Annotated in this window: 1 pseudogene; it reads left to right on the top strand. The window is 63.9% G+C overall.

The window, feature by feature from the left end:
- Positions 1–277, top strand: a pseudogene (locus tag ACH13J_RS18455) (hypothetical protein); the annotation flags it as partial.

Below are 277 nucleotides of genomic sequence, written 5' to 3'. Positions count from 1 at the left end.
AATATCGATTGCGCTATCTGAAGGACCCCCGCGCCGTCGATCTTGTCAACGCTGTCGCTGAGCGCGCCGGGTGGACTCCCCGCCCGGTCTGGCAAGAACCGGAAGCCGAAGGCGATGTTGTCCGCGGACGCGGCTTCGCTTACGCGCTTTACGTCCACAGCAAATTCCCCGGCTATGGTGCGGCGTGGTCGGCCTGGATCGCGGACGTGGCGGTCAACAAGTCAACCGGTGACGTGAGTGTGACGCGCGTGGTTGCGGGGCAAGATTCCGGGCTGAT

This window comes from Roseovarius salis, from assembly GCF_044472985.1.
Classification (GTDB): Bacteria; Pseudomonadota; Alphaproteobacteria; order Rhodobacterales; family Rhodobacteraceae; genus Roseovarius; species Roseovarius salis.
Note: the sequence above shows the minus strand (reverse complement) of the source record. Positions and strands in the feature narration are given on the sequence as shown.